The following is a 21819-nucleotide window of genomic DNA, read 5'->3' on the forward strand; positions in this document are numbered from 1 at the left end:
GGAATGTGTGGCTTTGAATTATACAACTTCTGAATTAATGGTCGTTGCCGCTGCAAGAGAAATTGCCGATCATGAAGTGATTGAAGTCGGAACGCGTCTTCCGATTCTAGCTTTCACTGTTGCCAAACGTACACACGCCCCAAATGCTGTCGGTTTTTATGATTGTGGCATTGTCAGAGACACGTCAGTGGAAGATATGCTTTTTACAATGGGGGACACCCCTAATCTAAAAGGAGCGCAGTGGTGTACCTCTACCAATAATTTAATGTATTTAATGCAGAAAGGAGATGTAGATGCTGGGTTTTTAGGGGGGGCGGAAATCGATAAATTTGGCAATATTAATACTTCCTATATTGGTGGTATCGAGGAACCAAAGGTGAAGTTGCCAGGGAGTGGAGGAGCAGCGGATATTGCCGCTTTATCTAAGAGACTTCTTGTCATCATGAATCATGAAAAAAGAAGATTAAAAGAAAAAGTCGATTATGTTACAACGCCAGGATATGGAGATGGAGGAAACTGGAGAGAAGAACAGGGATTACCAAGGGGTGGTATTGGAACATTGATCACAACACTTGGAACTTTAAAACCCAACATGGAAACGAAAGAGTTGGAACTATATTCAATTTATCCAGGAGTATCGATCGAAGAGATTCATGAAAATACGGGCTGGGAATTAAAACATTCTAAATACTTAAAAGAAACAGAACCTCCATTGAAAGAAGAATTAGATGTGATTCGATCAATTGATAAAGAAGGATTTTGGACAGGGAATAATTAGCGTTAGGGGTGTATGAATGAGAAAGAACAGTATTAATTTAAGGATAAATTGGGGAGATACCGATAAAGCAGGTATTGTTTATTACCCTAACTTTTTTAAATGGTTTGACATTGCCGGACATCAGTTTTTTCGAGACTGTAACTTATCACCTACGTATTTAGAAAAAGAGTATAACATTATAGTGCCTCTTCTAGATGCACGTTGTACCTTTGAAAATGCCTTACTATATGATGATATCATTACCATTCACACAGAGGTAGCAGAAATAAACAGAAAGACAATTAAACTGAACCACGAAATTGAAAGAAACGACATGCGAATGGGCTATGGGTATGAATTAAGAGGATGGGTAAAACAATCTCATGACAAAATAAAGGCGGTGCCAATTCCTGAAAATATAAGGAATATACTTAGTGAAAATAAACATACTGTCGATGATGGAAAGGGACCAAGATTAAATGCATAAAAAAATAAGTATCAATTATGAAAAAAATAGAGGATGTGATAAGATGGTTTTACAACTTTAGAACGGACGGTGAAAAACCATGAAGCCTAGATCGCTAATGTTTACATTATATGGTGAATATATCCAACATTATGGGGACGAAGTGTGGGTCGGGAGCCTGATCCAATTAATGAATAGATTTGGAGTATCGGAGTCTTCTGTCCGCGGTGCAATTTTTCGTATGGTGAAACAAAATTATTTAAAAGCTAGAAAAGTTAAAAATAAAAGCTATTATTCACTGACGGAAGAAGGGAAAAGAAATATCAAGGATGGGGTTCGAAGAGTGTATAGCCCCCGTAATTACGTATGGGATAAAAAATGGAGAATATTGACCTATTCCTTTCCAGAAGAAAAGCGAGAATTGAGAAATCAAATAAGAACGGAACTAAATTGGATGGGGTTTGGTCTTATTACGAATAGTACTTGGATAAGTCCGAAGCCGATCGAAAAGCAAATCATAAATTTGATTGATGCGTATGAGTTGGAGGATTACATTACACTATTTAGCTCCTCTGATATAGTCTCTCATTCTATCGAACACATTATTAATAAAGGGTGGGATCTTAAAGACGTATCAGATCAGTACAATGTATTTATTGAAAAATATACTCCAATCCAAGAAGAATTGAGAGAAAAGGCTTTTAATAATACTCTAACAGATGAACAATGTTATATAGAAAGAACAGCTCTCGTGCATGAATACAGGAAATTTTTATTCAGAGATCCAGGATTTCCATTGGAATTGGTGCCTTCTTATTGGGCAGGAACAAGGGCTTACGAGCTTTTTGGGGAAATCCATCAATTATTGGCATTACCTGCTGTTCGTTTTTTTGAGTCTGTCTTTCAATCCCCTCCTGATAGGGATATAACACTGGATCGTCATACCGCAACTAATCCCTTTCAGAGTGTTTTTTCTTGATGAATGCGGCGCAAAGTCTGATTTAAGCTATTATTCTTAATATTAGTGATCAAAAATCCACTCGTTTTGAAACTTTAATACCTTTAATGCGGAATTTATGGTAACGGAAAGGTGATATTATGGAAAATGTAATGCTTGAAATAAAAAATAATATAGCTTGTCTTACCATTAATAGACAGGAACAATTAAATACGTTTAACTATGAGGTGCTTACTGAATTAGAGACAGCATTAGACGATATAAAACTAAATAAGGAAGTGAGGGTGGTTATTGTTACTGGCGCAGGCGAAAAAGCATTCAGTGCCGGTGCAGATTTAAAAGAAAGAAGGACACTAACAGAAAAGCAAGTCAGAAGAAATGTCAACAAGATTAGAGATGTTTTCCTTACGTTAGAAGAACTGCCTCAACCATCCATTGCAGCCATCAATGGCTATGCGCTAGGAGGGGGCTTCGAATTGGCTCTGGCATGCGATTTTCGGATCGCTGTTGATGATGCTACATTAGGCCTCCCTGAAGTGAGCTGGGCTATTGTTCCTGGGGCAGGCGGTACACAGCGGCTTCCTAGATTGATTGGCATTTCAAAAGCAAAAGAATGGATTTTGACTGCTAGAAAGGTTAAAGCACAAGAAGCGGTTCTTATGGGAGCTGTTAATAAATCTGTTCCAAGGGAAAAACTATGGGAAGAAGTGAATGCGCTTGCATACGAAATGATGAATAACGCACCTCTTGCTGTAGCACAAGCAAAATATGCCATGAATAATGGCTCAAACACGGATATTTATTCGGGTTTAAAAATAGAATCCCAAGCATATGAACGAATTATTCCTACTAAAGATAGAATAGAAGCATTAGAGGCTTTTAAAGAGAAAAGAAAACCACAATTTAGAGGTGAATGATTTCTATAGAGGATGCACTTATAACAATATAAGGAGGTTGAATATGAATATAAAACGTTTGAATGATAAAGTTTACCGCGTTGGTATTCCTGTGCCATTTCCTATGAAATATGTATATTGTTACTTGATGGAAAATGAATTTGGTTACACGTTAATAGATACTGGTTTTCATTACAAAAAAGCAGTAGAAGCGTGGGAAGAGACATTTGAAGAACTACAAGTTGATACGAATCGGATCCATACAATCTTCCTAACACATTTTCATCCCGATCATTCTGGCCTTGCAGGTTGGATGCAGCAGAGGACAGGTGCTAGGGTGTGGATGAGTAGTGATGATTTGGAAATGTTTCAACTTGCTTTTAAAGATAATGGCGTTCAGAAGGAAAATGTTGAAAAACTCATTTATGACCATGGTGTACCAGCTAAACTTCGAGATGAAATTCAAACAAATCTACAAAAAATGAGCAAACATGTTCAACCTTTTGTGGATATAAATCCTATCACAGAAAAAGAATGCAAGTTGGATGATAGGACATGGGAAATTATTCAAACCCCTGGACACAGTAAGGGTCATCTTTGCTTTTACCAAAAAGAAGAAAAGATCTTAATAGCTGGTGATATGATACTTGATCCTATTACTCCTAATATTAGCCTTTGGCCTGGAGGAAGTGAGTATCCATTACATGATTATTTTAACTCATTAGAAAAATTAATGGATTATTCCGTAGAACAGGTATGGCCTGGCCATGGGGATATTATTTATCATGTTACGGAAAGAATAGAAGAGTTAATGCACCACCATTATAGTCGACTTGATAAAATATCTTCTTTAGCAACTAGTAAATCCACGTTTGAAATTGCCGACGCACTCTTTGCCGGACGACAACTAAATGCCCATCAGTGGCGGTTTGCGATTTCAGAAACGCTCGCACACTTAGAATATTTGGCTGACGAGCGTAAAATATCCCGAATACAGTCGACTCCTATTTTGTATGCGAATTCCCTATAGTGTGTGTTCAAAACTCCGATGGTTTTTCAGATTATTAGACTACCATTAATGATAACAGACTAAAGTCATTTTGAACTTTATTCCTGTTATAGAGGTTATAAAAAATACTGTTACGAAGTTTTAAAACCATTGTTCCACTCCTTCTAGGAAGTGGAACAATGGTTTTTTGTAGTATAACATTGATAAGTTGTGAAAAATTACTTGGACGGAACTAAATCCAATAAAGGTTCATTGTAAAATTAAATGCAACAAATAATACAAAAGAAAAAAATATCTATTTTTCATTGACATTAAAAGCGGCGTTGGTTTATTATATATAATATACGAAAGTTAATAAAACGTAATGTAATTATGATGCGTTTATAGATTTATAGCAAACCTATATAACTATTACTTTGAAAAGAGGAGGGTTTAGATGTCAATAAAAAACGCAAATGATACCGCTTTCCTTAATCGTGGTGCAGCTATGGAAAATAACGAAAATATCGTTACGTGTTCATTCTGTTCGTCTAAAAACGTTAGTAAAATAGCTCCATTTGGAACCGCGCAACTTGTCAGTCAATATTACTGTAATAATTGTAAAAGTATTTTCGAGTATGTTAGGTGGAGAGAAAATTAAAGGTATAAGTGAGGGATCTATTCGTTATGCAGATCAAACAAATAGGCGTCATTGGTTCAGGCACAATGGGATCAGGAATTGCACAATTACTAGTGCAAAGTGATTTTGCAACAATCATGTATGACATAAACGAAGATATTCTTGAGAAAGCCAAAAACTCCATTTTTAAAAGACTCGATCGGTTAAAAGAAAAAGAACGTCTTACTCCAGATCAGTGGAGCAAAAGTAAAGCAAATCTGACACTTTCATCACAGATAAAAGATCTTCAGGATTGTGATCTAATTATAGAAGTTGTACCAGAAAAACTAGAGTTAAAGAAAAATATATTCAAGGAAGTAGAGAGAATTTGTCAACAAGATGCAATATTAGCCACTAATACTTCTTCATTGTCCGTAACAGAAATTGCAAGTAGTTTAAATCACTCAGAAAGTGTTGTTGGCATGCACTTCTTCAATCCAGCTCCCCTTATGCCATTAATTGAAATCATAAAAGGGATAAAAACTGCTCCAGAAGTTATTGATCAAGTTATGAATTTCGCAAAGCAGTTACATAAAAGTCCTGTTTTGTGCGAAGATACCCCTGGATTTATTGTGAATCGGGTAGCACGTCCTTTTTATAATGAGGCAATTCGTATCATGAAAGATCAGATAGCGTCACCTGAACAAATCGACACTATTATGAAAAAAGCAGGGAATTTTAAGATGGGCCCTTTTGAATTACAGGATATGATTGGTATCGATGTTAACTTTTCATCTACCAAATCCGTTTATCAAGGTTTCTTTGGAGAAAGTAGATTTAGGCCAAATTCGTATCAGGAAAGAATGGTTCAAGCAGGTATTTTGGGACGAAAAACGAACAAGGGGTTTTACGATTATGAGTAGGATTAATCAGGTTATCATTATTGGCCATAACCCTATTGCAAAGGTACTCTACGAAAAATGTAAACGTTCAGGTGTTTCTGTTTTTTGGAATGATTTAAGTCAGGGAATAAATGCAGATGTAATTATTGAAACTGAAAACAGCAATCGAGAAGAGAAGAAGAAAGCAATTCAAGAGATTGAAGCTGCGGTACATCCAGAAACAACAATCCTTTCAACAGTACTAAGGCTTCCAACTACTGAAATAGCATCTTGGGCACAAAATCCTTCGAGGATCGTTGGTTTTGGAACGTTTGCAACGATAGAAAGGACAGGTCTTGTAGAAATAGCTCCAGCACTACAAACCAATCCTTCACATCTAAACGAATCAAAGGGATTTTTTCGGATGATTGGCAACGTTACAGAAGTCGTAAAAGATGAAGTGGGTTTAGTCTTTCCGAGAATCCTAGCTATGATCATCAATGAAGCTGCTTTTGCGTTAATGGAAAACACTGCAGATGCAGCAAGTATAGATGAAGCAATGAAAAAGGGAACCAATTATCCTTATGGGCCGTTAGAATGGGCGGAGAAAATTGGCCTCGAAGACATTTATGCAATTTTACAAGGTTTATTTGATCAATTAGGAGAGGAGCGGTATCGGCCTGCTTCATTAATAAAAAAATTAATATATGCAGGGTGGACTGGTGAAAAAGCTCAAAAAGGATTTTATTATTATCAAAATCATTTAAGGGGGAGTGAAGTGAGTGAATGAAGCAGTAATTGTTGAAGCGGTCAGAACCCCTATTGGTAAATTCAATGGTTCACTAACTCAAGTTAGGCCAGACGATCTGGCCGCACATGTAATAAAGGAATTAATAGGAAAGAAAGATCTAGATCCTTCCTTACTGAACGACGTTTATTTTGGTTGTGCAAACCAAGCTGGGGAGGATAACAGAAATGTGGCCCGAATGGGGTTACTACTGGCTGGACTTCCTGACACTGTTCCAGGGGTAACGGTTAATCGTTTATGCGGTTCGGGTTTGGAGGCAGTAAATCAAGCGTTTGCAGCTATAAAAGCAGGAATCGGAGAAATGTATATTTCTGGCGGAACTGAAAATATGACAAGATCTCCTTATGTCATGCCGAAGCCTCATTTATCAGGAGCGAGAGGTAACCAAACTATGTATGATACAACAATAGGGTGGAGGCTCGTGAATGAGAAGTTAGCTGAAGCGTACCCGCCGATAAGCCTAGGGAAAACTGCAGAAAATGTAGCAGAAAAGTATAACATTTCAAGAGAAGAACAAGATGAATTTGCGCTAAGCAGTCAGCTGAAAGCGCAAAAGGCAGTGGAGAAGAATCGTTTTTCAGAAGAAATAGCCCCGATCTCCATTCTCCAAGAGAAAGAAGAGGTACTTTTTGATACAGATGAACATTTGCGTCCTAATAGTACTCTGGAAACATTAGCAAAACTAAGACCAGTATTTAAGGAAAATGGTACGGTTACAGCAGGAAATTCTTCTGGAATTAATGATGGATCAAGTGCCTTGCTAGTTATGAATAATAACAGAGCTGAGGAACTGGGGATGAAGCCAAAGGTTCGTGTTGTTGCTGCTTCAGTTGCAGGGGTACATCCTTCCTATATGGGACTAGGTCCGATTCCTGCTGTTCAAAAAGCATTGAAACAGGCGAATTTGACGGTAGAAGATTTAGACCTAATTGAAATCAATGAAGCATTTGCTTCTCAGTCCATCGCTTGTATAAGGGAATTGAAATTTGACATAGAAAAAGTAAATGTCAATGGAGGGGCTATTGCGTTAGGTCATCCATTAGGGTGCAGTGGAGCTAGAATTATGACAACACTCATTCATGAGATGCAAAAACGAGATTGTCGCTATGGGCTAGCAACCATGTGTATTGGTGTTGGTCAGGGGATTGCAACCATAGTTGAAAAATTATAGGAGGTTTTATGATGACTGAAATTACAAAAGAAGGTAAACGTGGTACAGAAGTAATAAAGGAGCAATACCAATTATTTATTAATGGTGAATACAAAGATAGCAGTAACGGTGACAGATTTGAAGTAGTAAATCCGGCTACAGGAGAAATACTAACATCTGTTGCTAAAGGTACAAGAGATGATGCAGATAGTGCAGTTCAAGCGGCGAAAACTGCTTTTGAGAGTGGTAAGTGGCCTAGACAAACGGCAGCTAAACGCGCAAGGTTGTTAAATAAAATTGCTGAACTTATGCGTAAGCAATTTGAACAACTTGTCGAAGCAGAGGTATTGAATACTGGAAAAACTGTAGCTGCGGCACAAGGACAGATCATGCAGGCAATACAGGACTTTGAATATTATGCTGGTGCGATAACTTCATTTGGAGGAAAAACAAATCCAATGCCAAATGGTTTCTTTAATTATACATTAAAAGAACCAGTTGGTGTATGTGCACAAATCATTCCTTGGAACTATCCATTGATGATGGCTGCTTGGAAAGTTGCTCCTGCTCTTGCTGCTGGATGTACAGTTGTTTTAAAACCAGCCAGCTATACACCAATTACCGCATATATGCTTGCAGATATTTGTAAAGAGGCAGGAGTGCCAGACGGAGTAGTGAATGTTCTAACTGGAAGCGGTGCTGATATAGGTTCCTATTTAACGGATCATCCAGATGTAGATAAAGTAGCATTCACTGGTGAAACGGAGACAGGGAAAGACATCATGTCCAGAGCATCTCAAACTTTGAAAAGAGTAACACTAGAACTTGGTGGTAAGTCTCCTAATCTAGTATTTGACGATTGTGATATCGATAATGCGGTGGACGGGTCGTTATTTGGTATATTTTACAATTCAGGTCAGTCTTGTGAGGCAAGATCTAGATTGTTTGTTCAGGAAGACATTTATGATGAGTTTATGGAAAAGTTTTTGGATAAGGCAGCTAAGTTAAAAGTGGGGGATCCATTTAATGAAAAGACACATATGGGTGCTGTAATTTCTAAAAGTCATGAAAAAGTAATTGATGATTATGTGCAATTAGCTAAAGAAGAAGGTGGGGAAATTCTTTTTGGAGGAAAACGGCCAGAAGGGGAAGAATATAATAATGGATTCTGGTATGAACCGACAATCATAGGTGGCGTTACGAATGATATGCGTATCTCGCAGGAAGAAGTGTTTGGGCCAGTTGTAGTTGTAATGAAATTCAAAGATGAAAAAGAAGCCTTGAAGCTAGCAAATGACACGAAATTCGGACTTGGATCCGCTGTCTGGACAAAAGATCATGCAAAGGCAACAAGGGTTGCTGCTGGAATAAAGGCAGGGATTGTTATGGTTAATAACCATATTTCAGCTTTCCCAGGTTCACCATTTGGCGGTTACAAACAGTCAGGTTTTGGAAGAGAATTAAGTTTGGAAACATTGGACTTGTATATGGAAACGAAGAGTGTCGTCTCTTATACCGGTGAACGTCCTTTAAACCCTTTTGGACTTTAAATTATAAACTGCTAGAGTTAAAGCATGTGAATCTAGTTGAAATATGAATCAAATAAATAGATAAAATGACAAGGAGGAAAAAAATGAGTGCAACAACTGCAACAGAAAACAAAATGTTAACGGTGAAAAAGGCAGAAGGGGTGGCAGAAGTTCATATTCATGTGAATAAGACGAACGCGTATGATTTGGATTACTACAGAGAACTAAATGCAGCGATTGATGATATCCGTTTTGATCCAGATATTAAGGCAGTTATCTTAATGAGTGATATGCCTAAATTTTTTTCAGTCGGAGCGAACGTGCAGTTTTTAAAAAGTTCCGATCCAAAGTTTAAAACCCAGTTTTGTCTGTTCTGTAACGAAACTTTGGATAAAATAGCACGTTCCCCACAAATTTGGATTGCCTGCTTGGAAGGACATACGGTCGGTGGAGGACTGGAAATGGCGCTAGCATGCGACCTGCGTTTTATTGGGGATGAAGCAGGTAAAATTGGTCTACCAGAAGTGTCCCTAGGCGTGTTGGCAGGAACAGGCGGCACCCAACGTTTAGCACGTCAAGTTGGCCATTCGAAAGCGTTAGATATGAATGTAACTGGTGAAACAATCAGCCCGCAGGAGGCTTATGACATTAAATTGGTAGATCGTTTATATCCTCAGTCGGAAATCCGTGAACAAACACAAGCGTACGCGAAAAAAATTGCGAATAATGCTTCCTATGCAGCTGGGAATATCAAGCTTTCTATTATGAACGGAAAAGAAATGCCGTTAAACGTAGCGATCCGTTATGAAGGCGAACTACAAAATCTATTATTCCGTTCTGACGATGCACAAGAAGGATTACAGGCATTTCTTGATAAACGTAGCCCTGAGTGGAGTGGCAAATAAGAAGGTAACAGTAAATATTAATATGCAGCATAGATTGAGATGACGTTAATAGTACGTGTTCAAAAAGTCGTCGAATTAGAAGATGGACTAATGTCGCCACGTTCGTGTCAAACGTGGATCAGCCCGTCATGGGCAAGCAGATGCGTAGCCTATCATTTGGTGACTTTTTGAACAACCTCTAATAGTACCGCTCGCTTACACAAGTATTTAAGTCAGTTGATTTAAGTGAATTTAATCTTTAAAAAGGGGTGTGTAAATTTCAATGAGTGATCATTTTAATCCAGTTAGTGGAATAGATTCACCGTATAATGCTGCATTAAGATTTATAGATAGGAATATAGAAAAGGGTTACGGAGAGAAGACTGCCATCTATTTCGAGAACAAACAAATTAGTTATGCTGAACTAAACAAGGAAGTAAATCAATTTGCTCAAGCTTTATCTGATATTAATGTAGAACATGAAAATAGGGTAATGCTGCTCATGCATGATAGCCCAGAATTTATAATTTCGTTTTTTGGTTCTGTGAAAATTGGAGCTATACCAGTTCCACTCAATACTTTAGGGACTGCTAAGGATTATGTATATTATTTAAATCATAGTAGGGCAAAGGTACTTGTAGTTAATGATGATCTTTGGGAAAATATAAAAGATTTTAGAAGTGAATTTGCCTACTTACGACATGTAATTGTTGTATCTGATCATAATTATAGCTATGATAATGTTATTCATTTTAAAGACTTTGTAAAAGGTAAATCAGAATATGTAAAAACTTTTTACTCAACAGTAGATGATGCAGCATTTTGGCTTTATACGTCTGGTAGCACAGGAAAACCAAAAGGAGCTATTCATTTACAAAAAAGTATGGAGCATGCTCTATCCAACTTTGCAAAAAAAGTACTTCGTATGACTGAGGACGATGTAACTCTTTCCGCTTCTAAACTGTTTTTTGCCTATGGTTTGGGTAACGGAATGTATTTTCCCTTAGGTGTGGGGGCTAGTACAGTGCTAATGAAAGATAAACCCACTCCAGAAAAGGTGTTTGAAGCAATTGAAAGGTACAAACCTACTATATTTTTTGGTGTACCGACACTTTATGGTTCCATGCTTGATTATGTGGAACGTTCTGAAAAGAAATATGACCTTTCTTCCATAAGAGTTTGTGTTTCTGCTGGTGAAAAGCTTCCGTCACATTATTTTAAAAAATGGAAAGAGAAATTTAGTATAAACATTCTTGATGGTATTGGCTCTACCGAAGTACTTCATATTTATCTGTCCAATACGTTAGAAAACTTTAAACCGGGAAGTACAGGTAAAGTGGTACCTGGTTATGAAGCAAAGATCGTAAATGAAAAGTTTGAACCAGTTGAGTCTAATGAAGTAGGGGATCTTTTGATTAAGGGAGATAGTATCACTGCTGGATACTGGTCTAATAGTGTTCAAAACAAAATGAAATTGAACGGAGAATGGCTACATACTGGTGATAAGTATTACAAAGATGAAGATGGCTATTACTGGTATGTCGGCAGGTCGGATGATATGTTAAATGTAGGAGGCATTTTGGTTTCGCCTATCGAGATTGAAAGCGCTCTCATAGATCATACTGACGTTTTGGAAGTGGCAGTGCAAGGAAATGAAAATGAAAAAGGTTTAGAAAAGCCAAAAGCTTATGTTGTGTTAAAAGAAGGAGTTGTCGGAAATAGTGACAAAGAAGCTGAATTAATTCAGTATGTTAGAGGTAAACTGGCAAAACATAAATATCCACGTGAAATCACCTTTATGGAAAGTTTACCCAAAACCACTACAGGGAAAATTCAAAGATTTAAACTAAAACAATCGTTAACAGATACAAACAACGTATAAATTTCCTTGATTTTCCACTTTACTGAAGTGGAAAATCAAGTTTTTTAATAGTATAGGGAATTGTAAAATTATTTGCGCGTGAATAACGATCGGCTAGTATGTCACGTCTAGTTCTAGCGCCGAGCGATTGCGCTTTTGTTCCCGTAAAAATTAGTTTTGTATTGTTGTGAGTGTGAACAAAAAGAGGCATTTATGGTAAAGCACAACAACTACTAAATGAGGGAGAGATGATATGAACATAAATTCAACAGCACCTATCATTTATCCAATTATTGTTCCAACTTCTAGTACCTTATTATCTTTTAATTTTTACCTTGTGAAAAATCAAGATAAATTATTTCTAGTAGATGCTGGTCTAGATTCAGAGAAATGCTGGCTTTATTTTAATCATGTATTAAAAGAGAATGGATTTAAACTCAACGATATAAATGGAATTATTTTAACGCACAGTCATCAAGATCATACTGGAATAGTTAATCGTGTGCTATCTTTACATGAGATACCTGTTTATGCCCACCAAAGTTCGCTTGACCGCCTGGCAAGAAATGAAACATTTTTGAATAAACGTATTGATTTTTTCCGGTCTTTATATTCCGAGATGGGATGCAAGGAAATGGGAGAAAAACAAGTGAAATTATTGCAAAAAAAAGCAAAGCAAAATCAATATCAAGCGATAAAAGCCAAAATATTACCACTAAAAGAAGGAGACAGAATATATGGATTTAAGGTTATTGAAACACCTGGACATTGGCCAGACCACATTGCCTTACTTAATCCAGAAAGTGGGATATTGCTTGGAGGTGATCACTTGATCCAGCATATATCAAGTAATGCATTGATAGAGCCTGATGAACTAGGGAAAAAGATATCAACACTGCAACAGTACGAGAGGTCTCTAAAAAAATGTAAAGATTATGCTTTAACCGTTACCTACCCAGGTCATGGGGAGATCGTGGAAGATCCTAAAGAACTTATCAAAAAAAGGCTAAATGGTATAGAATCGAAATCAGAAAAGATAAGAAAGATCATAAGCAATAAACAACCTTGCACAGCTGCACAAGTTGCTCAAACATATTACGAGCACAAATATGATAGTGAGTTTTCTTTAGTTATGTCTGAAATTATTGGACATTTGTATCGGCTTGAAGGATTAAATAAAATATCAAAAAAACAAAAAAACAGCGAATGGCATTATTATTCCTGTGGGTAAGAAGTGAGGACTTTAATCCCTCAAAAGTATCTTTTATAAGAATTCTATAATTATTGAGACCTAGGGGATCATTTCTTCTCCCTTCATGAAGGGAACAAAAACGCTTGATGTTTGTCAGATAAATACACACAAAGAAGGGCAAAGCTATTCTAGTCTTTGCCCTTCTTTGTGTGTATTTTCAGGAAGAATCCTTAAAGTGCGTGTGTAAAAAGCTGTGAATTAGAAGGTTATTAAGAAAGTCACGTCCTGTGTCAAACGCCGGAACTGCTCGTCGTGGGAAAGCAGATGCTCGGCTTATCATTTGGTGGCTTTTTAAACAGCCTCTTAAAACAATTTAGGTGGATACGAAACTACTGAGAATTAAGAACTTAATGATAAAAACTTGTTTCTAGTAGCAGTGTCAAACTCCTCTGATGGGCCATCAAACACTATGTTACCTTTATTTAGAACATAAACATGATCGGCTAGAGAAGTAGCCATTGCGAGGTTTTGTTCAACTATTAGCATTGGTAGCCCTTCATTTTTTAAATGTATAATAATTTTAATTACTTCTCGAACCATTAAAGGAGAAAGACCTTCTGAAGGTTCATCCAACAAAAGAAGTTTAGGGTTTGTCATAAGGGCTCTGCCTATCGAGAGCATTTGCTGTTCTCCTCCACTAAGGTTTCCGCCCATTGAGGATTCTCGTTCTTTTAGGCGGGGGAACATATCATAAATATCATTTAAATTCCAACCGTCTTTATACGGTCTGTGAGTTGTCAGCAAATTTTCTTTAACAGTTAGATTCCCAAAAATTCTTCTGCCTTGTGGAACGATTCCAATTCCTGATTTGGATACCTTATAGTTAGGTTCTCCCTGAATTTCTTTCCCGTTTATTAAAATTTTCCCCTGTTTGGATGGTGTAATTCCCATAATAGAATGAAGGGTAGTTGTTTTCCCCATGCCATTGCGTCCGAGCAGAATCGATACCGATCCTTTTTGTACACTCAATGTTACACCATGAAGTATATGGCTATCTCCATAGTATGTATGGAGATTTTGAACTTCAAGCATTAGTCTTCATCTCCAGTTCCAATATATATTTTGTTTACTCTTTCATCTTTTCTTACAGTATCAGGTTCACCCACCGTTAAGACCTCGCCATCATTTAACACAACCATCCGATCTGCTAAGCCGAAAACAACATCCAAATCGTGCTCAATAACCATTAATGTCAATTCTCTAGGCAGTCCATAAAGCAATTTTACAATATAGTTAGTTTCTGATTGAGACATACCTGCAGTTGGTTCATCAAGTAACAAGATAGAGGGATCAGATGCAATACCTAACAAAATTTCAATTTGTCGCTGTTCCCCGTATGACAAACTTTTAACAATTACTTCTCGACGATGGCTTAATCCCCATGTTTCTAAAAGCTCATAAGCTTTAAGATATAAATCGGGATATTGTTTCTCTTCCCTCCTGTTAAACCACTTATGACCATACCCTTGCCTCCTTTGTAAGACGAGAAGCAAATTTTCTAAAACGGATAACTCGTTCAATAGATTGTTCTTTTGAAATGTTCTGGCAATCCCGTTTTGAGCCCGTAAATAGTTTGGCTGCTTTGTTATGTTTTTATTATAATGAAATATCTTTCCGTGGGTAGGCTTTATGTCTCCAACAAGCAAGTTAAAAAAGGTTGTTTTCCCAGCTCCATTCGGTCCAATAATACCTATGCGTTCACCTTTTTCAACCTCGAGTGAAATATCTTTTAATATAGTCAATCCGCCAAAGCTTTTACCGATACCGCTGATTGTTAATATTTTATCTTCTACCAAACTATTCACCCCTACTTATCTATTATCTATACTAGGCAGCCTTTGACTTTCTTTTCGCATCATACTTTAGCTTTCTTTTTTTTGCTAAGCGCATCAAACTTTGTCCAATTCCGACGATTCCTTTAGGGAAGAAGATAACAAAGATAATAAAGACCGATCCTACAATTAACATCCATGAATCCGTGTATGAACTAACAACTGTTTCCAATATAACGAATAAAGCGGCTCCCAAAACCGGACCTAGCATTGTACCTGAACCACCTATTAAAACCATAATTAAAACGTTACCTGACATTGTCCAATACACATCACTTGGAGCAATAAATCCATTAAAATAAGTATACAGAGAACCAGATAGACCCCCGAATGCGCCAGCTAGGACAAATGCTACATACTTGTAAACACTGGTATTATATCCCGTAGCTTTAACTCTTAATTCATTTTCGCGAATTCCAATTAATACTTGACCAAAAGGGGATTTAACTATTATCCCCAAAATTGCATAAGTGGCTAAAAAGACAAGTAAAACTATATAGAAAACGTAAACCGCATTGGAAAACTCAAATCCCGACAGAACTGCATTGGGAATTCCAGAGAGGCCGTTTGATCCTCCTGTAATGTTAGTCGATTGATAGATAAATGAATAAATCATTTGCGAGAACGCTAATGTTAACATAAGAAAGTAGAACCCACTGACTCTCATACAAAAGGCTCCAATAATAGCTGCTGTAATAATTGACACAATAATTGATGCCCCCATCGACACTAATAAGTTGTTAGAAAGATTTAAGGAAACCAAACCTGCCGTATATGCACCAATACCAAAAAATGCGGCATGCCCTAATGAAACAAGGCCAGTAAAGCCTACTAATATATTTAAACTTAAGGCAAAGATCGCGAGGATCAGAATTTCAGAGAGTAAATTCAGGTGAAATAGAGAAAGAACAAGTGGAGCTAAGCCTAATAGTACAAATACTGTAACTAGCTTAAATACTATAGTTTTCACGTTTAAACCACCTTCTTTCCTAATAAACCATTTGGTTTTAGCACAAGAATAACTGCCATAAGTCCAAAAATCAGAAACATGCTTATTTCAGGTGCTAGAAAACGGCTAAACGTTTCTACTATCCCAACTAGAAGACTTGCTACAAGCGTACCTGCAACAGAACCCAGTCCTCCAATTACGAGAACGACCAGCGCAAGAATTAGCGTTTGAAATTCCATACTGGGGTAAATCCCTAAAATTGGGGCAGCAACTACTCCACCAAATGCAGCTAAAACCCCGCCTATTATAAAGACAGATGTAAAGACTAATTTGATATTTATTCCTAGCGCACTTACCATTTCCTTATCGCTTAATCCAGCTCGGATTATTGCTCCCCATTTTGTTTTGTTTTGCACCATCCATAAAAGGATTGCTATTGCTATGCCAATTCCAATAACTGCAAAGCGGTAAACTGGAAATTTTTGTTCGAAAATAGTAACAGAGCCTGATAAGACCGATGGCACTTTGATCGAAAGTACATCAGATCCCCAGATAACTGGGGCAATATCATTGAATATATAGGCTAATCCGAACGTTAGTAAAACTTGTGATAATTGCCCAAGGTGATAGGTTGGGCGGAGCAATGTAATCTCCACCACCAATGCGATCAGACCAACAACCATTGGAGCAACAAATAAAGCTAGCCAAAAACTTTGCGTATATGTTTCAGTAATAGAATAAGCAATATATGCGCTAAACATGTAGAATGATCCGTGTGCTAGATTTAAAACTCCTAGTATTCCGAAAACAAGTGTAAGTCCACATGTAATAATGAATAAAAGTAAGCCATATGCTACAGCGTTCACAAGTTGCGCTCCAATTAATTCCACATTAATACTCCTTCCTGATGTTTATTTGCCTGGATCTTTAACTTCCTCAACTTTGTAAATTACTTTATTTTCAGTTTTATCTTCTACAGCCAGCGTCTTTGTGATATACATATTTTGAATAATTTGATGTGTTTCCTTATCAAACTTTATAGGGCCTCGTGGGCTAGTAAATGATACATTGGAAATTGCCTCCACTACTTTATCTGAATCTGACACATCGCCATCTAATTCTTTAATTGCTTCCACCATGATACTTGCTGCATCATATCCTTCCAAAGATTCAATAGTTGGTCGGGTTCCATATGCTTTTTCATAGGCCTTTATAAAGTTTTGGTTCTCCTCTGTCTCTAGACTATAATCCCAAAATGTAGATGCTAGAATTCCTTCTGCTGCACTTCCAACAGATTTACGCAAATTTTCTGATACTAACCATCCTGATCCAACGAGAGTAAAATCTTTATCTAATCCATACTGTTCGAATTGTTGTACAAAACGAACGGCATCGCTTCCAGCAAAGAAGGAGTATACACCGTCTGCTTCTTCACCCCCGATGGTCGTTAGATAAGAGGCATAATCGTTATTACCTAAAGGAGGATAAACATTGCCGACTATCTCACCACCTGCTGCAATATACGCTTCCTTAAATGCGGTTGAAACCTCTCGTCCAAACGCATAATCAGCGGCAGCAATATACATTTTATCCCCGACGTTTTCATAAGCCCATTCGCCCATTGAGTTACCAATTTGCCATGAAGAGAATGATGATCTCCAAATATAATCGCTACGCTTTCCTCTAGTTAGATCGTTTCCGCCTGCATGAGAAACAAGAAATGGCAATTTGTTAGAGTCAACATCATTACGGACCGCATAAGCAACAGCTGTACTTACTGGGCCTGTTAAAATATCAATATTATCTTGATCCATTAACTTACGGATACGCCTTAAGGCAACCTGTGGATCAGCTTCTGTATCTTCTTCGATTAATTCGATTTTTTTCCCTGAAACTTCCCAACCAATACTATCGAAATAAAGTTTCATGCCGTTTAATAGATCTTTTCCAAGAGATGCATAAACACCAGAGAATGGAAGAATTGCCCCTACTTTAATCGTTTCTTGCCCGTCACCGTCCCCTGACTCATCTGATTCTGATTCAGAGTTTAAGCTTGATTCTATCGCACTATTTCCACAAGAAGATAAGATAGCTAAAACAAAAACCAAACTGATAAGCATAAGTATTTTTCTCATTTTTTGTCTCCACCTTTTTTGTTTTTAGGAAGCGCTTACAATTAATGATGTTATTTTCTGAATTTTATGATACATTCAACTCATGAAATAATCAATACCTTTTTGAAACTTTAGCAAAAAAAACATAACATAATATTTGTGTTTTTTTTAAAATAAACTAATAAATAAGGGTTATATCTAATAATATTCCATGTACTTATTATTAATAATAAACTTCCGTAGTAATTTTAATTATAAATTTTTGTGAGATTCATTTAGAAAATGAAATTTTAAAATACACTTGACATTCGCTAGTTGTTGAAATATTCTAAAATCTATAAATTCATATTTTCGCGGATGAGAATTATGGGAGAGTACGGAAAATTAGTCGCCGAAGGAGCAAGTTCCAAAACAACCCATGGAATTAATCTCTCAGGTAAAGGGACCATAATTTGACGCATCTCTGGAGAGCGCATATTCAAATATGCCACCAAAGGGGAACCTACATTAAGTAGCATAAAACTCTCAGGTAAAAGGACAGAGAAGGGGGAATTTAACTCCCTTTTTCTGTGCTTTTTTGTTTTCCTAAAAGGGTTAGGGGTGATGTAAATGGTATAGCGAAAAGCATAAAAATGCCTCGCAGATTTTCAGAGGAATTATTGAGCAAGCACAGATAGAATCTGGGCGCAAATATGTGCAAGGCCATTTTTTATCAATTCATTATAAAAAGGAGGAACAAATCTTGGAAAAAGTATTGCAAACGGCAAATAGTTTTCCGCTTTGGATTTTTGCTTTACTTATTGTTGGCATTGTAATATTTCAAGGGATTGTCTTTATCAAACTATGTACGAAAGCAAGTTCATCTGTTGGAATGACTAATACAGATGTGAAAGCTGCTATTAGAGCTGGAGCGTTTAGCTCTTTGGGGCCTTCTTTAGCGATTGTTTTTGTAGCTATTTCTTTTATTACACTTATAGGAAATCCTGTTACATTAATGCGAATTGGGATTATCGGTTCTGCTGCGATCGAAACGGTAGGTGCCAGCATTGGTGCAAAAGCAGCTGGAACTGATTTAGGATCTGCTAACTTTACTGCCCAGGCGTTTACTACTGCTGTTTGGGTTATGTGTCTTGGTGGAATGGGGTGGCTATTATTTACAGCCCTCTTTACAAAATCTCTAGGAAAAATACAAGAAAAAGCAGCTGCTAAAACTAAAAATGTAAACGCTTTAAATACTATTTCGATTGCTGCGATGGTGGGAGCCTTTGGTTATCTTGGAGGAAGTGAAATGGTGAAAGGCTTTAACGAGTCTATTGTATTAGTTGTTGCATTTATCGTCATGCCAATCATTATATGGATTGCCAATAAGCTAAAGATGAGCTGGTTAAAAGAATGGTCACTTGGATTGGTTATCATTGTAGGATTATTTGTAGGATATTTCATATCTTAATAGAAAGGTAGGGGAAGATCAATGTCAATTAGTAATGAAGGGAAAAATATAGCTCTTAGTGAAGGTACTACGGGGGCAAAAGAAATAGGAACGACACCAATGATCGATTTTGAGACATTTCAAATTAAATCCCATTTTTGGGGACGTTTGACCATTTGGGCAGTGATCGTTTTAACATTAGCGGTACCTCTTTATCTTTCATTTGTTCTTGGTTTTCATCCTGGTTGGAGTACAATTATTTCAGGTTTTGCTGCTTATGCATCCATTGTCATGTTTGTGTGGGTACTTGAACCAATCAGTTATTATCCGGTATTAGGTGTTTCTGGTACATACCTTGCCTTTTTAACTGGTAATATAGGAAATATGTGCCTTCCATGTGCCTCAATTGCTCAAAATGTTGTTGGCGCAGAACCTGGAACAAAAAAAGGCGAAATTACCGCTTCACTGGCCATAGCCACAGCCTCTATCGTTAATATTGTCATGCTTTTAATCGCTATACTTGCTGGTTCTTACTTTATATCTTTAATGCCAGAATCTGTTGTAAGTAATTTCCGATTTGTTCTCCCAGCAATATTCGGGGCAGTAATTGCCCAATTTGCAATTAAGAAACCTTTATTCGGAGTTATTGGAATAGCCTTTGGATTATTTGTCAATATTGGCCCTGTACCACGTTCTTTACAAACGTTTTTATCAATCCTTGGAACAGTTGTTGTTTGTATGCTTTTGGAGAAAATGAAAAATAAAAAGAAAGAAGCGTAAGTTTAGTTCATAAAACTGCCGTTTACCTACATTAGTAGTTTTGATGCTAGTATAGTTTCATAGACATACTTAGTTAAGAAATTACAATCAATGTCTAAGGAGGGTGTGTCCTATGACGACCAAAAATTATAATGGGGTGTGTACGAAATGAATAAACAGAAAATATTACACTGGATGGAAAAACGTCAGTCAGAGTTTACGGATATGGCAAAATGGATTTGGGAACATCCTCAACTAGCGTATGAAGAAGATTTTGCTTACAACTTACAAGTATCCAAGTTAAAAGATGAAGGTTTTACGATTCATTCACCCATCAGCGGGATTTCTACAGCGTTTACTGCTGAATATGGCTCAGGTAAACCAATTATAGGTATATTAGGTGAATATGATGCATTGCCGGGACTTTCGCAAAAAGTTAGTGCAGTGCAAGAACAAGTTGTTTCAAACGGACCTGGTCATGGATGTGGACATAATTTACTTGGAACAGCTGGTGTAGAAGGAGTTATTGCATTAAAAAAAGTAATGGAAGAGGAAAATCTAAGCGGTACGATTCGCTACTATGGTTGTCCAGCTGAAGAAGTACTGTCAGGTAAAACATTTATGGCAAGATCAGGTGTATTTAACGATTTAGATTGTGCGTTGACCTGGCACCCATGGACATCAAATTCCGCCACAAATATGAGTATGCAATCAATGGTATCTATTAAGTTCAACTTTAAGGGTATCCCAGCACATGCTGCTGCATCACCACATGCTGGGAGAAGTGCACTTGATGCAGTTGAGCTGATGAATGTAGGTGCAAACTATCTACGAGAGCATGTATCAGAAGGATCACGAATTCATTACGTGATTACAAATGGTGGTCTTGCTCCTAATATCGTCCCTGAGTATGCCAGTGTATGGTATTATCTAAGGGCAGCTACAAAAGAACAAGTGGAGGATATGCTTAGAAGAGTCCAAAAAATTTCACAAGGTGCTGCATTAATGACTGAAACAGAAGTAAATTCCGAAATGGAGGCATTTGCTTATAATACGTTGCCGAATGAAACCATAAATGACTTGATGTACGAAAACATGCAAGAATCAGGCTCTTTACAATTTACTGACGAAGAACAAAATTTTGCTCAAGAAATAGTGAAAACAATTGACCCTGATATATTAAAAATGGCTCAAAAAACAACAGGTGAACTTCTCCCGATTACCTATCAAAATGATAAACAAACACTCGGGAAAACAATGCCAGGTTCTACGGACGTTGGTGATGTTAGCTGGATTACGCCAGTGGGGTCCATTATGACTACATGTGCGCCAGTCGGAGTACAATTACATTCATGGCAGGCAACCGCTTCGTTTGGTTCACCGATCGGTTTCAAAGGCATGCATTTTGCAGCACAAACAATGGCGTTATCAGCATATGACCTGTTGATGAATAGGGATAATATATTAGATCGGACAAAAGAGGAATTTCAGAAGAGCACGGATGGAAAGCGTTATGTGGCAGGGATTTCCGATGAAGTAAAACCTCCTTGCATAGAAAAGATCGATAATACGGTTGGGACTAACAGCTAGTATGGTTATAAAACCGAAAACCTTACATATTGGCTGAAATTAGTTGCATTCTTTGTATTTGAATTCGCTTAAATTCAACAAAATCACAAGGTACTAC

21 protein-coding genes and 1 riboswitch are annotated in these 21819 nt (G+C 37.2%); of the genes, 16 read left to right on the plus strand and 5 right to left on the minus strand.

Going from position 1 to position 21819, the window contains the following annotated elements; translation table 11 throughout:
• Positions 1-7: 7 nt before the first annotated feature.
• From NC797_RS06015 to NC797_RS06070, 13 genes are all read left to right on the plus strand, one after another.
• Positions 8-778, plus strand: a complete 771-nt coding sequence (locus NC797_RS06015; RefSeq protein WP_272435865.1) for a CoA-transferase subunit beta — start codon at positions 8-10, stop codon at positions 776-778.
• Between the two features lie 16 nt (positions 779-794).
• Positions 795-1244, plus strand: coding sequence for an acyl-CoA thioesterase (locus NC797_RS06020; RefSeq protein WP_272435866.1), 450 nt, complete (start codon positions 795-797; stop codon positions 1242-1244).
• 79 nt (positions 1245-1323) lie between these two features.
• The gene (locus tag NC797_RS06025; protein WP_272435867.1) at positions 1324-2202 is read left to right on the plus strand and encodes a PaaX family transcriptional regulator; all 879 of its coding nucleotides are present in this window, start codon (positions 1324-1326) and stop codon (positions 2200-2202) included.
• 119 nt (positions 2203-2321) lie between these two features.
• Positions 2322-3098, plus strand: a complete 777-nt coding sequence (locus NC797_RS06030) for an enoyl-CoA hydratase-related protein (protein ID WP_272435868.1) — start codon at positions 2322-2324, stop codon at positions 3096-3098.
• A gap of 43 nt (positions 3099-3141) precedes the next feature.
• Positions 3142-4107: an MBL fold metallo-hydrolase gene (locus NC797_RS06035; RefSeq protein ID WP_272435869.1), complete on the plus strand. Its 966-nt coding sequence runs from the start codon at positions 3142-3144 to the stop codon at positions 4105-4107.
• Between the two features lie 466 nt (positions 4108-4573).
• Complete coding sequence (locus NC797_RS18510; protein ID WP_465250246.1) at positions 4574-4726, plus strand: PaaD-like zinc ribbon domain-containing protein; 153 nt, start codon at positions 4574-4576, stop codon at positions 4724-4726.
• Positions 4727-4752: 26 nt separating this feature from the next.
• Positions 4753-5607 (plus strand): 3-hydroxyacyl-CoA dehydrogenase family protein, encoded by an 855-nt coding sequence (locus NC797_RS06040; RefSeq protein WP_272435870.1) that lies wholly within the window; start codon positions 4753-4755, stop codon positions 5605-5607.
• Positions 5600-6355 (plus strand): 3-hydroxyacyl-CoA dehydrogenase family protein, encoded by a 756-nt coding sequence (locus NC797_RS06045; protein WP_272435871.1) that lies wholly within the window; start codon positions 5600-5602, stop codon positions 6353-6355. Before NC797_RS06040 ends, NC797_RS06045 begins: the two co-directional genes overlap by 8 nt.
• Complete coding sequence (locus tag NC797_RS06050; protein WP_272435872.1) at positions 6348-7544, plus strand: thiolase family protein; 1197 nt, start codon at positions 6348-6350, stop codon at positions 7542-7544. The genes NC797_RS06045 and NC797_RS06050 overlap by 8 nt, the downstream gene beginning before the upstream one ends.
• An 11-nt stretch (positions 7545-7555) precedes the next feature.
• A complete protein-coding gene (locus NC797_RS06055) occupies positions 7556-9073 on the plus strand; it encodes an aldehyde dehydrogenase family protein (protein WP_272435873.1) in 1518 nt (505 codons plus the stop codon).
• An 83-nt stretch (positions 9074-9156) separates the two neighbouring features.
• Positions 9157-9957, plus strand: a complete 801-nt coding sequence (locus tag NC797_RS06060; protein ID WP_272435874.1) for an enoyl-CoA hydratase/isomerase family protein — start codon at positions 9157-9159, stop codon at positions 9955-9957.
• A 262-nt stretch (positions 9958-10219) separates the two neighbouring features.
• Positions 10220-11818 (plus strand): benzoate-CoA ligase family protein, encoded by a 1599-nt coding sequence (locus NC797_RS06065; RefSeq protein WP_272435875.1) that lies wholly within the window; start codon positions 10220-10222, stop codon positions 11816-11818.
• Between the two features lie 232 nt (positions 11819-12050).
• The gene (locus tag NC797_RS06070; RefSeq protein WP_272435876.1) at positions 12051-13028 is read left to right on the plus strand and encodes an MBL fold metallo-hydrolase; all 978 of its coding nucleotides are present in this window, start codon (positions 12051-12053) and stop codon (positions 13026-13028) included.
• Positions 13029-13388: 360 nt separating this feature from the next.
• Here NC797_RS06070 and NC797_RS06075 read toward each other — a convergent pair whose 3' ends face one another.
• From NC797_RS06075 to NC797_RS06095, 5 genes are read right to left on the minus strand one after another with little or no spacing between them, the layout of a single operon-like run.
• Complete coding sequence (locus tag NC797_RS06075) at positions 13389-14081, minus strand: ABC transporter ATP-binding protein (protein ID WP_272435877.1); 693 nt, start codon at positions 14079-14081, stop codon at positions 13389-13391.
• Entirely contained in the window at positions 14081-14854 is a 774-nt protein-coding gene (locus NC797_RS06080) for an ABC transporter ATP-binding protein (protein ID WP_417168687.1), read from the minus strand. The genes NC797_RS06075 and NC797_RS06080 overlap by 1 nt, the downstream gene beginning before the upstream one ends.
• 22 nt (positions 14855-14876) lie before the next feature.
• Positions 14877-15851: a branched-chain amino acid ABC transporter permease gene (locus NC797_RS06085; RefSeq protein WP_272435879.1), complete on the minus strand. Its 975-nt coding sequence runs from the start codon at positions 15849-15851 to the stop codon at positions 14877-14879.
• Between the two features lie 2 nt (positions 15852-15853).
• The gene (locus NC797_RS06090; RefSeq protein WP_272435880.1) at positions 15854-16720 is read right to left on the minus strand and encodes a branched-chain amino acid ABC transporter permease; all 867 of its coding nucleotides are present in this window, start codon (positions 16718-16720) and stop codon (positions 15854-15856) included.
• A 21-nt stretch (positions 16721-16741) separates the two neighbouring features.
• Positions 16742-17965, minus strand: coding sequence for an ABC transporter substrate-binding protein (locus tag NC797_RS06095; protein WP_272435881.1), 1224 nt, complete (start codon positions 17963-17965; stop codon positions 16742-16744).
• Between the two features lie 336 nt (positions 17966-18301).
• A riboswitch (glycine riboswitch) is annotated at positions 18302-18402 on the plus strand.
• A 284-nt stretch (positions 18403-18686) separates the two neighbouring features.
• On the opposite strand from NC797_RS06095, the gene NC797_RS06100 reads away from it, so the two are divergent.
• From NC797_RS06100 to NC797_RS06110, 3 genes are all read left to right on the plus strand, one after another.
• Positions 18687-19394: a DUF5058 family protein gene (locus NC797_RS06100; RefSeq protein WP_272435882.1), complete on the plus strand. Its 708-nt coding sequence runs from the start codon at positions 18687-18689 to the stop codon at positions 19392-19394.
• A 21-nt stretch (positions 19395-19415) separates the two neighbouring features.
• Positions 19416-20153, plus strand: coding sequence for a small-conductance mechanosensitive channel (locus tag NC797_RS06105; RefSeq protein WP_272435883.1), 738 nt, complete (start codon positions 19416-19418; stop codon positions 20151-20153).
• Between the two features lie 147 nt (positions 20154-20300).
• Positions 20301-21722: an amidohydrolase gene (locus NC797_RS06110; protein WP_272435884.1), complete on the plus strand. Its 1422-nt coding sequence runs from the start codon at positions 20301-20303 to the stop codon at positions 21720-21722.
• The last annotated feature ends 97 nt before the right edge of the window (positions 21723-21819 follow it).

The organism is Terrihalobacillus insolitus (genome assembly GCF_028416575.1).
GTDB classification, from domain to species: Bacteria; Bacillota; Bacilli; order Bacillales; family Amphibacillaceae; genus Terrihalobacillus; species Terrihalobacillus insolitus.

Coding starts and splice junctions, on each gene's coding strand:
- NC797_RS06045 (WP_272435871.1), top strand. CDS start 5,600: ATGAGTAGGATTAATCAGGTTATCATTATTGGCCATAACCCTATTGCA.
- NC797_RS06095 (WP_272435881.1), bottom strand. CDS start 17,965: ATGAGAAAAATACTTATGCTTATCAGTTTGGTTTTTGTTTTAGCTATC.
- NC797_RS06020 (WP_272435866.1), top strand. CDS start 795: ATGAGAAAGAACAGTATTAATTTAAGGATAAATTGGGGAGATACCGAT.
- NC797_RS06075 (WP_272435877.1), bottom strand. CDS start 14,081: ATGCTTGAAGTTCAAAATCTCCATACATACTATGGAGATAGCCATATA.
- NC797_RS06040 (WP_272435870.1), top strand. CDS start 4,753: ATGCAGATCAAACAAATAGGCGTCATTGGTTCAGGCACAATGGGATCA.
- NC797_RS06025 (WP_272435867.1), top strand. CDS start 1,324: ATGAAGCCTAGATCGCTAATGTTTACATTATATGGTGAATATATCCAA.
- NC797_RS06035 (WP_272435869.1), top strand. CDS start 3,142: ATGAATATAAAACGTTTGAATGATAAAGTTTACCGCGTTGGTATTCCT.
- NC797_RS06070 (WP_272435876.1), top strand. CDS start 12,051: ATGAACATAAATTCAACAGCACCTATCATTTATCCAATTATTGTTCCA.
- NC797_RS06060 (WP_272435874.1), top strand. CDS start 9,157: ATGAGTGCAACAACTGCAACAGAAAACAAAATGTTAACGGTGAAAAAG.
- NC797_RS06110 (WP_272435884.1), top strand. CDS start 20,301: ATGAATAAACAGAAAATATTACACTGGATGGAAAAACGTCAGTCAGAG.
- NC797_RS06055 (WP_272435873.1), top strand. CDS start 7,556: ATGACTGAAATTACAAAAGAAGGTAAACGTGGTACAGAAGTAATAAAG.
- NC797_RS06030 (WP_272435868.1), top strand. CDS start 2,322: ATGGAAAATGTAATGCTTGAAATAAAAAATAATATAGCTTGTCTTACC.
- NC797_RS18510 (WP_465250246.1), top strand. CDS start 4,574: ATGGAAAATAACGAAAATATCGTTACGTGTTCATTCTGTTCGTCTAAA.
- NC797_RS06105 (WP_272435883.1), top strand. CDS start 19,416: ATGTCAATTAGTAATGAAGGGAAAAATATAGCTCTTAGTGAAGGTACT.
- NC797_RS06065 (WP_272435875.1), top strand. CDS start 10,220: ATGAGTGATCATTTTAATCCAGTTAGTGGAATAGATTCACCGTATAAT.